The organism is uncultured Agathobaculum sp., from assembly GCF_963927765.1.
Classification (GTDB): Bacteria; Bacillota; Clostridia; order Oscillospirales; family Butyricicoccaceae; genus Agathobaculum.
Genome location: NZ_CAWVCU010000073.1, coordinates 1 through 9,149 on the forward strand (window position 1 = coordinate 1; position 9,149 = coordinate 9,149).

Below are 9,149 nucleotides of genomic sequence, written 5' to 3' on the forward strand. Positions count from 1 at the left end.
TATAGTGCGTGTCAATGGTGACGAGGGTACACCTGTTCCCATTCCGAACACAGTAGTTAAGCTCGTTTACGGTGACAATACTTGGCTGGCGACGGCCCGGGAAGATAACTCGACGCGCACATCACGAAAGCAGCAACTTCGGTTGCTGCTTTTCTGTTTCTGGAGGGAAAAATGTATCAGTATATTTTGTTTGATTTAGATGGGACTTTAACTGACCCGCGTGAGGGGATCACAAAGTCAGTGCAATATGCGCTTGCAAAAATGGGAATTGAGGAGCCGGATTTAAGTGCTTTGGAGCATTTTATCGGTCCACCGCTGTATGATGAGTTCAGGCGCTGTTATAACTTTGATGATGCGCAGGCAAAACAGGCTGTTGCAGCGTATCGGGCGCGATTTTCGGTGCATGGCTGGAAGGAAAACATTCTGTTCGATGGTGTTCCCGCGATGTTGCAAACGTTGCGCGATGCGGGAAAGACATTGGCCGTCGCGTCTTCGAAGCCGACTGTGTTTGTCGAAAAGATATTGGAGCTTTTTGAGATTGCGCCATATTTTGATGCAGTATCGGGTGCAACGCTGGATGGCAGCATCAGCACCAAGGTACAGGTGGTAGAGCAGGCGCTTGCTCTGCTTTCGGTCGAGGATCATAAAAGTGTGGTGCTGGTAGGCGACCGGATGCATGATGTGGAGGGTGCGCAATTGTGCTCCATCGACTGCGTGGGTGTGACATTTGGATTTGGAGGCTTGCGGGAATTGCAGCAGGCGGGTGCCAAACATGTCGTGCAGGATTTTTCCGAACTCATTCGGCTATTGACAGATTGATGTTGCTGGCACGGCGCGATACATGTGAGCTTCCGTCGAATTCTGCTTGGATATGTCCAAGCATTTTTGTGGGATTCGACGGCAGAAAGCCAATCCTTCATTCTTTACCGTTGGCAACAACTGTGATACAATAAAAAATATATTCAATTATACTGCCGCTGGATGCGGTACATAAACAGAATGTTTCTTGCGGATTGTGACGGAGGAATAGCGATGCTCCAATATCGGATGCCTGTGCTGGCGGTGCGGAATGTTGAAACTTCAAAGAAATTTTATCAGGAATTGTTCGACCAAAGTGTTGCGTTGGATCTTGGCCGCAATGTTACCTTTTCCGGTGGGTTCGCGATTCAAGAGGATTTTGATGAATTAGTCGATATTCCGAAATGCACGATTTTGCATCAGTCGAACAATATGGAACTCTATTTTGAGGTGGATGATTTTGACGCTTTTCTGGAAAAGCTCCACGGTTTTCTGGATGTGGAACTGGTGCATCCGCCCAAAATGCATGAGTGGTATCAACGGGTGGTACGGTTGTATGACCCGGATTGGCACATGATCGAGGTCGGAGAATCCATGGAGGTCATCGCACGCCGTTTGCTGCGTGAGGGTTACGATGTTTCACAAACCGCACAGATGATTCAGCACCCGGTGGAGTTTGTGGAACAGTGCAAGAAAGGTATGGAGTAGCCTATGTTTGAATTTCAGCCGGAGTTCGTTTGCTGCGGCGACGCCCGGATTGCTTATTATGACGCAGGACGCGGGAAACCGTTGGTACTTTTGCACGGGAATGGGGAGGACAGTTCCTATTGGAAGGCACAGATCCCGGAATTTACGCGTTTCTTCCGTGTGATTGCGGTGGACAGCCGGGGGCACGGCGCATCCGAACCCGGCACGCGCGGTTTATCGTTTGAACTGATGGCGCAGGATCTGAAAACATTATTGGATTCGCTTGGCATTGAAAAAGCATATGTGCTTGGTTTTTCAGATGGCGGCAATCTGGCCATCAAGTTTGCACTGATGTTTCCGACGTATGTTGACAAGCTGATTTTGAACGGCGCAAATGTAGAGATGTTTGCAGGCATGAAGCCGCATTTTCAGCTGCCGGTGTATGCGGCTTATGGTGCGCTGCGTGTATTGGGGAAAATCAGCCATCGGGCAGCGCGAAAGCGCGATGTGTTCGGTTTGATGGTGTATCCGTATGGTGTCGTGATGGAGGACTTGCAAAAGCTGACTATGCCAACGCTGATTATTGTTGGCGAACACGATATTGTGCGTGACAGCCAGACCAGAGAAATGGCCGCGCATATTCCGCATTGCCGGGTGGAGACCTTCCGCGATGGGGATCATTTTGTCGCGGCAAAGCAGCCGTCGCGGTTTAACCGCACGGTTGTGGAATTTTTATTGGGGAGATAAGGAAAATGCAGTTTATCAAAGCGGGGCAGACCGCAGAAAGCAATATTTTTAATCGACTGGACGAAAGAAAACGCGCATTGATTGCCGGCGGTGCAGATGTCATCAATTTATCTATCGGTACGCCCGATTTTCAGCCGGATGCACATGTGATGCAGGCGGTCAGTCAGGCTGCGCTTGACCCGGAGCAGTATAAATATTCGCTGACCGAAACGCCCGAGCTGATTGCGGCGGTGCAGGACTGGTATCGTCGCCGCTACGATGTTGCGCTGGAAGCGGATGAGATCATGGCAGTCTGCGGTTCGCAGGAAGGCATTGCGCATGTCGGCTTTGCTTTTGCAGGGCCGAACGATCTGATCCTTGCGCCCGATCCGGGGTATCCGATCTTCTCTTTCGGGCCGATGATGACCGGCGCGACGGTCGGCCTGTATCCGCTGAAGGAGGAAAACAACTGGCAGCTGGATTTCGCAGATATTCCGGAGGACGTCGCGGAGCGCGCTAAGGCGATTGTGGTATCTTACCCGAATAACCCGACGACCGCAGTGGCAGACCGCGCCTTCTATGAGCGTCTGGTCACCTTTGCGCGCGAGCATAATATCATTGTGCTGCATGACAATGCCTATTCGGATTTGATGCTGAACGGGAAGCAGGGGCTTTCTTTCCTCTCCATCCCGGGCGCAAAGGAGGTCGGCATTGAGTTTAATTCACTGTCCAAGACCTATAATCTGACCGGTATGCGTGTGTCGTTTGCGCTGGGCAACCGTGAGGTAATTGAGCGCTTCCGCGCATTCCGTTCGCAGATCGACTATGGTATGTTTTATCCGATTCAGGCGGGCGCGGTCGCAGCGCTCACCGGGCCGCAGGATATTGTCCGCCGCAACCGGGAAGGCTATATGGCGCGGCGCGATGCACTGTGCGGCGGCCTGCGAAGCATCGGCTGGGATGTGCCGGACGCACAGGGTACGATGTTTGTCTGGGCGAAGATTCCAGAGCGGTTTGCTTCGTCCGTGGATTTTGTGCTGGAGCTGATGGAAAAGACCGGCGTTATTTGTGTGCCGGGCAGCTCGTTTGGTGCGCATGGCGAAGGCTATGTGCGGTTTGCGTTGGTCGTGCCGCCGGAGCGGATGGAAGAAGCCGTGCGGCGCATCGACGAAAGCGGTATTCTGCGCGGGTGAGGAATGCGATGAAGATCACACATATTGCACTATATACCAATGATCTTGCGCGGGCGCGCGCGTTTTACGAAACTTATTTTGGCGGCGTTGCGGGCGCATTGTATCACAACCCCAAAACCGGCCTGCAAACCTATTTCCTGTCCTTTGCGGATGGTGCGCGGCTGGAACTGATGACGCGTCCGCAGCTGGAGACTGCCGCGGACGGCGTGCATATCGGCTGGGCGCATCTGGCGTTTGATACCGAGTCACGCGCGGCGGTGGATGCGCTGACCGCACGGCTGCAAGCGGATGGCTATACGGTGGTCAGCGGTCCGCGTGTGACGGGGGACGGATACTATGAAAGCTGCGTGCTGGACCCGGATGGGAACACCGTAGAAATCACAGCATAAAAGGAGCAACTATGAAGCTGATCTCTTGGAATGTAAACGGCCTGCGTGCCTGCGTGGGCAAGGGCTTTTTTGACTTTCTCGCGGCGGAGCAGCCGGATATGATGTGCTTGCAGGAAACCAAGCTGCAGCCCGAGCAGGCGCCTCAGGTCGAGGGGTACCACGAGTACTGGAACTCGGCGGAGAAAAAGGGCTATTCGGGCGTGGCGCTGTTCAGCAAAAACGAGCCGCAGCAGGTGACCTATGGCCTTGGAATTGACGAGCATGACCATGAGGGGCGTGTCATCACCGCAGATTATGGCGAATTTTATCTCGTCACGGTCTACACGCCCAACTCGCAGGATGAACTCAAGCGGTTGGAGTACCGCATGCAGTGGGAGGATGACTTCCGCGCGTATCTGCAAAAGCTGGATGCGGAAAAGCCGGTTATTGTGTGCGGGGATATGAACGTTGCGCACAAGGAAATCGACCTGAAAAACCCCAAGACCAACCGCCGCAATGCGGGCTTTACCGATGAGGAGCGGGGGAAAATGACCGAGCTGCTGGAAGCGGGCTTCACCGATACGTTCCGTCACTTTTATCCGAATGTGACCGGCGCGTATTCGTGGTGGAGCTACCGCTTCAAGGCGCGCGAAAAAAACGCAGGGTGGCGCATCGACTATTTTCTGGTGTCCAGCCGTTTTATGGAACGCGTCAAGGATGCCCGTATTTTAAGCGATGTGTTTGGCTCAGATCATTGTCCGGTATTGATCGAGATAGACTGACTGCGGCGGCAAAGAGAGTAAAAAAACAGACTGCGAAAGGTTTCGCAGTCTGTTTTTGTTTATATCGGGTTTCAGCCGCCAAGCAGACCACTGAGCGCGATCAGTGCGGGAATAGAGAGGGCGGATAAAATGGTAGAAACCGCAACCGCGCGCGTGGAGAACAGATAATCTGTGCCGTATACCTGGCCAAACATAGAGCAGGTCATAGCGACCGGCGCGGCGGAACTGATCAACATACTGTTGCGCAAAACACTGTCGAGCGGGAGCAACAGGAAAATCGCCAGAGTGATCAGCGGCAGAACGAGCAAACGCAGGGCGGTGACCCAATAAACCTGCTTATCTTGAAAGCAGGAGCGCAGGTTGCACTGCGCCAGAAACGCGCCCAGAATAATCATGGCAACCGGCGTGTTGAGCGAGGCTAGATAAGAGATACAGGTCGCAGGGATTTGCGGCAGGTTGAGGGGCGTCAGGAAAAAGACCAGACCGATGGCCAGAGAGACGGTGCCGGGATTAAGGATCGCGTTGCGGATTTTCTGCGCTTTTGCGGTGTTTCGGCACAGCTGTGAAACGCCGTAGCTCCAAAGTAGAACGTTGTTGACTGCGATAAAGGCAGAACCCAGAAACAAACCATAGGAGCCATACAGTGCGTCCAGCAGCGGAAGCGCCATAAAGCCGCAGTTGGTGAACACCACGCACACGCGTTTATCGGCAAAATTCTTGTGCGGCCCATTGGTACGAAACAGGAAATGGCTGACGACAATGGATAGTCCCATGGCAATGACCGTGCAGCCTGCGGCAGCCAGCAGATCAATGCCAAGCGCGGGATCGAATTCACGCTGAAAGGAATCAATGATAACGCAGGGCGCGACAATGCGCGTTAGGATCAGCGATAGCTGACCCGCACCGTCGTTATTCAGGTATTTGAGCCGGACACATACAAAGCCGACGGCCATCAGCAAAAACATGACAAAGATCTGTGAGACCAATATTTGAATATTTTCGAGCAAAATTCATTCCCTCCGATTTCCAACTTTATAATCATAAAACAGTTCCGGAGCGTTTGTCAATGCAAAAGGCATGTTTGTATTTGTGCGGGCATAAGATGGGGTGAAAGGGTGGTTGGCTGTGAAAAAAATGATTTGCGCCGCCATACTGGGCGGAATGCTGCTGGTACAGGCGGCGGCGCTGCCGGAAATGGGGGCGCTCAATGCCAAGTCCGCCGCATTATATGCGGCCAACGGACAGGAGCTGTTTACGTACAATGCCGATGAGCAGCTGCAGCCGGCGTCGGTGACCAAAATCATGACGATGCTGCTGACAATGGAGGCGCTGGAACGCGGTGAAGTGACATTGGACACCATGATTACGGGCAGCGAATACGCCTGCTCGATGGGCGGCACGCAGGTGTGGCTGGAGCCCGGTGAACAGATGCCCCTCAATGATATGCTCAAAGCGATTGCAGTGGGTTCGGCAAACGATTGCGCAGTTGCCGTAGCGGAACATCTGGCAGGCACGGAGGCGGCGTTTGTCGAACGGATGAACCAGCGCGCAGCAGAGTTGGGCTGCACCAACACGCAGTTCATCAATGCCAACGGGCTGGATGGCATGGGGCAAAAAACCATGACTTCTGCGCGTGACATCGCGCTCATTTCCTGCGAGCTGCTCAAGCATCCCAAGATTCTGGAATACACCGGCATTTGGATGGACAGCATCCGCGACGGAAAGTTTTCGCTCGCCAACACCAATAAAATGCTCAAAAGCTATCCGGGATTGACCGGCCTGAAAACGGGCTATATTGCTGAGGCGGGCTTTTGTATTTCGGCGAGCGCCGAGCGGGACAGTCTGAGTCTGGTCGCGGTGGTCATGGCGGCGCCGACAAAGGAGACCCGTATGGCGGACGCATCCGCGCTGCTCAATTATGGTTTTGCCAATTTCACAGTCTATACGCCGCCCGATGATTTGCTGCAGCCGGTTCCTGTGCAGCTGGGCAGCGCAGACTTTGTGCAACCGGTTTTGCAAAACGACCAGTCGATCGTCGTAGAAAAGGAAAAAGCCGCACAGCTGGAAACACAATTGAACTTGCCGGAGTCGCTGCAAGCGCCGATTACGGCAGGACAGCAGATCGGGGAACTGATCGTGACGAGCGGGGGGGAGACCCTGCTGCAGCTTCCAATCACGGCGGCCGAATATGTCGAAGCGCGAAGTATCCCGGGACTGCTTTTGGCGTTCCTCGGAAAATTGGTGGGAAGCGGCGCGGCGTGATATGGACAAAATGACGGAAAGTTTGCAAATCAGTCTTGAGGTTTGGGGTAAACTATGGTACACTAAAAGCAACCTCAAAGGTTGGGAGGATATAAACTATGGTAAAACTGATTATTGGCGGCACTGGCTCTGGTAAGACCAAGGAATTGATTGACCAGGTCAATACCGCGGTACAAGAAGAAAAGGGAAGCGTGGTTTGCATTTCGCGCGGCAACAAGTTGACTTTTGATATTTCGCATGATGCGCGCCTGATTGATGCAACCGATTACCCGATCAAGGATTACGCAAGCCTGCTTGGATTCCTGTGCGGCATTCATGCTGGTAACTATGATATTACGCGTGTGTTCATTGATGGCCTGTATAAGATCACCGGCATCAAGGACGTAGCCAAGGCGGAGGAGTTCCTCAACATGCTCGATGAGTTCTCCGCAAAGCATAGCGTTAACTTTACGGTTTCCCTCAGCGAGGAGCCGTCTGCGGCAACCGAGGGTATGAAGCGCTTCCTGTAAGCGAATACTTAGCGGTTATGCAGCGTGATAAAAAGCAGCGACTGAGTCGCTGCTTTTTTCTTTTTTACAGAGGTATAGCCATCCGCGGGAAAGGGCAAGGTACTATTGCTGACCGAGTGAAAATACACTAAATTTGGCTATGTTTAAGCCATATGTGCTGTCTGTCCATGAAAAAATGTGTGATTTGCATAATGGGAAGAGCGAAGAAGAAATTTTTTTAAGAAATTTCTGATAAAAAGTGTTTCACTTTTTGATTAGGTTAGGTATAATAAAAACGATATGCGGGAAGGGCAGTTTGCCCTGTTCGGCACAGCTGTGCTCAAGATATCAAATCGGCTATATGGGGGAATGCGGTTGAGTCAAAAAAAGGATCATTGGAGTGTGCTGCGTTACCTGATTTATTTCAGTCAGGTCGGGTTCACGGTCGTCACACCGCCGGTACTCTGTTGCTTCGGGGCGCTCTGGCTCCGGAACCGATTTGGATGGGGCAACGGCGTGATGATTTTCGGAATCCTGCTCGGGATAGCGGTTGCAGCCTGCGGACTGCGGGACTTCCTGCGGTTTACCGAGCGAAAAGCCAGAGAAAGCGAAAGAAAGGAGAAGCTGCCGTGACGGGAAAGCAAATCGTGCGGGAAGAATCCGCGCGGATGCTGCGTGGGATCGTGCCGCTGACGCTGATTGCCTTCGGCATTTTTGTGTTGGCCGGCTGCGAGGTGTGGCGAGCGGGCATCAGCCTGCTGCTGGGCGCGTGCTATGCGCTGGTTTTGTTCCGCATGATCGGCAACAACGTTGCCAAGGCCGCCCTGTTCCCTCCGGAGCAGGCGACTCGTATTGTGCGGCGCGGTTACGTTTTTCGTTATGTGCTGACCGGCCTTGTGGTATTTGCGGCAATCAAAGCGCCGTTTATCCATCCGCTGGCAGCCGTGCTTCCGCTCTTCTTTCCCAAGATTGTGCTGCTCTGGCATAATGTAGTTCAGAGGAAAGGAGGTTAGACGGTGAATGTTGAAATAAACGGCCCACAGGTACTGGGATATCTATTCGGTAACCCCAATCTGCCGATCACGGAAACCATGCGCAACGCATGGATCGTGATGGCGTTTATCCTGTTCCTATGTATTTTTCTGACCCGACGCATGGAGAAGATCCCGAAAGGAAAACAGGCGTTTGCAGAAAAAGCGGTCATCATGATCGACAGTCTGGTTGACAGCACCATGGGACCGGGATGCCGGGCGTTTTCGCCTTATATCGCAACGCTGCTGATGAGCTCGCTGTTTGGTTCTCTGGCCACGCTGTTCTGGATGCGTCCGGTAACGGCCGACTTGAACACAACGCTTGGCTGGGCGCTTATGACGTTTGCACTGATTACGTTCAACAAGATCAAGTATGGCGGCATCGGCGGTTATCTGAAGGGCTTCCTTGAGCCGGTTTTCGTCATGGCGCCGCTCAACGTACTCAGCGAGGTGGCAACGCCGGTCTCCATGTCGTTCCGTCATTTTGGTAACATGGCGGGCGGTCTTGTCATTTCGACCCTGATGTTGGGTGCGCTCGAAGTGCTGTCGGGCGCGGTTCTGGGCTTCTTGCCAGTTCCGCTGTTGCAGATCGGTATACCCGGCGTCCTTTCGCTGTACTTTGACTGCTTCACCGCCTGTATGCAGGCATTCATCTTCAGTATGCTGACCATGGCTTATGTAGGTGATGCGCGCAGCAGCGGCTGACGCAAGGAGTACGACAATCAACAACCGAATCCATTCTCAAATTTTGAACAACAACATTTTCAGGAGGAAAAAAGTATGGATCCCAAAGCATTTGTAGCAGGTATGTCCG

Annotated in this window: 12 protein-coding genes and 1 rRNA gene; 12 read left to right on the top strand and 1 reads right to left on the bottom strand. The window is 52.9% G+C overall.

What is annotated here, in order from left to right:
* Positions 1-4: 4 nt before the first annotated feature.
* The 7 genes from rrf (at position 5) to ABGT74_RS06380 (ending at position 4,554) form a co-directional block, all read left to right on the top strand.
* Positions 5-121, top strand: a 5S ribosomal RNA gene (rrf, locus tag ABGT74_RS06350).
* Positions 122-171: 50 nt separating this feature from the next.
* Positions 172-819 carry an HAD hydrolase-like protein gene (locus tag ABGT74_RS06355; protein WP_346704907.1) on the top strand — a complete coding sequence of 216 codons (648 nt, stop codon included), beginning with the start codon at positions 172-174 and terminating at the stop codon, positions 817-819.
* A 213-nt stretch (positions 820-1,032) separates the two neighbouring features.
* A complete protein-coding gene (locus ABGT74_RS06360; protein WP_297284344.1) occupies positions 1,033-1,506 on the top strand; it encodes a VOC family protein in 474 nt (157 codons plus the stop codon).
* Between the two features lie 3 nt (positions 1,507-1,509).
* Entirely contained in the window at positions 1,510-2,232 is a 723-nt protein-coding gene (locus ABGT74_RS06365; protein WP_346704908.1) for an alpha/beta hydrolase, read from the top strand.
* Between the two features lie 5 nt (positions 2,233-2,237).
* On the top strand, positions 2,238-3,404 hold the full coding sequence (locus ABGT74_RS06370; protein ID WP_346704909.1) for an aminotransferase class I/II-fold pyridoxal phosphate-dependent enzyme: 1,167 nt from the start codon (positions 2,238-2,240) through the stop codon (positions 3,402-3,404).
* Positions 3,405-3,412: 8 nt separating this feature from the next.
* Positions 3,413-3,793, top strand: coding sequence for a VOC family protein (locus tag ABGT74_RS06375; protein ID WP_346704910.1), 381 nt, complete (start codon positions 3,413-3,415; stop codon positions 3,791-3,793).
* A gap of 11 nt (positions 3,794-3,804) precedes the next feature.
* A complete protein-coding gene (locus ABGT74_RS06380; RefSeq protein WP_297284348.1) occupies positions 3,805-4,554 on the top strand; it encodes an exodeoxyribonuclease III in 750 nt (249 codons plus the stop codon).
* A gap of 71 nt (positions 4,555-4,625) precedes the next feature.
* On the opposite strand, the gene ABGT74_RS06385 is transcribed toward ABGT74_RS06380, so the two are convergent.
* The gene (locus tag ABGT74_RS06385; RefSeq protein WP_346704911.1) at positions 4,626-5,561 is read right to left on the bottom strand and encodes an AEC family transporter; all 936 of its coding nucleotides are present in this window, start codon (positions 5,559-5,561) and stop codon (positions 4,626-4,628) included.
* 127 nt (positions 5,562-5,688) lie between these two features.
* On the opposite strand from ABGT74_RS06385, the gene ABGT74_RS06390 reads away from it, so the two are divergent.
* From ABGT74_RS06390 to ABGT74_RS06410, 5 genes are all read left to right on the top strand, one after another.
* A complete protein-coding gene (locus ABGT74_RS06390) occupies positions 5,689-6,816 on the top strand; it encodes a D-alanyl-D-alanine carboxypeptidase family protein (protein ID WP_346704914.1) in 1,128 nt (375 codons plus the stop codon).
* Between the two features lie 98 nt (positions 6,817-6,914).
* Positions 6,915-7,325, top strand: coding sequence for a hypothetical protein (locus ABGT74_RS06395; RefSeq protein WP_302665652.1), 411 nt, complete (start codon positions 6,915-6,917; stop codon positions 7,323-7,325).
* A 354-nt stretch (positions 7,326-7,679) separates the two neighbouring features.
* Positions 7,680-7,937, top strand: coding sequence for an AtpZ/AtpI family protein (locus ABGT74_RS06400; RefSeq protein ID WP_346704912.1), 258 nt, complete (start codon positions 7,680-7,682; stop codon positions 7,935-7,937).
* Entirely contained in the window at positions 7,934-8,317 is a 384-nt protein-coding gene (locus ABGT74_RS06405) for an ATP synthase subunit I (RefSeq protein WP_297284352.1), read from the top strand. Before ABGT74_RS06400 ends, ABGT74_RS06405 begins: the two co-directional genes overlap by 4 nt.
* A gap of 3 nt (positions 8,318-8,320) precedes the next feature.
* Positions 8,321-9,040, top strand: a complete 720-nt coding sequence (locus tag ABGT74_RS06410; protein ID WP_346704913.1) for a FoF1 ATP synthase subunit a — start codon at positions 8,321-8,323, stop codon at positions 9,038-9,040.
* Positions 9,041-9,149 lie beyond the last annotated feature (109 nt).

What these genes read in the sequence shown, in the direction of transcription:
- ABGT74_RS06375 (WP_346704910.1), top strand. Translation starts at nt 3,413, where the DNA reads ATGAAGATCACACATATTGCACTATATACCAATGATCTTGCGCGGGCG.
- ABGT74_RS06390 (WP_346704914.1), top strand. Translation starts at nt 5,689, where the DNA reads ATGATTTGCGCCGCCATACTGGGCGGAATGCTGCTGGTACAGGCGGCG.
- ABGT74_RS06370 (WP_346704909.1), top strand. Translation starts at nt 2,238, where the DNA reads ATGCAGTTTATCAAAGCGGGGCAGACCGCAGAAAGCAATATTTTTAAT.
- ABGT74_RS06360 (WP_297284344.1), top strand. Translation starts at nt 1,033, where the DNA reads ATGCTCCAATATCGGATGCCTGTGCTGGCGGTGCGGAATGTTGAAACT.
- ABGT74_RS06380 (WP_297284348.1), top strand. Translation starts at nt 3,805, where the DNA reads ATGAAGCTGATCTCTTGGAATGTAAACGGCCTGCGTGCCTGCGTGGGC.
- ABGT74_RS06395 (WP_302665652.1), top strand. Translation starts at nt 6,915, where the DNA reads ATGGTAAAACTGATTATTGGCGGCACTGGCTCTGGTAAGACCAAGGAA.
- ABGT74_RS06355 (WP_346704907.1), top strand. Translation starts at nt 172, where the DNA reads ATGTATCAGTATATTTTGTTTGATTTAGATGGGACTTTAACTGACCCG.
- ABGT74_RS06365 (WP_346704908.1), top strand. Translation starts at nt 1,510, where the DNA reads ATGTTTGAATTTCAGCCGGAGTTCGTTTGCTGCGGCGACGCCCGGATT.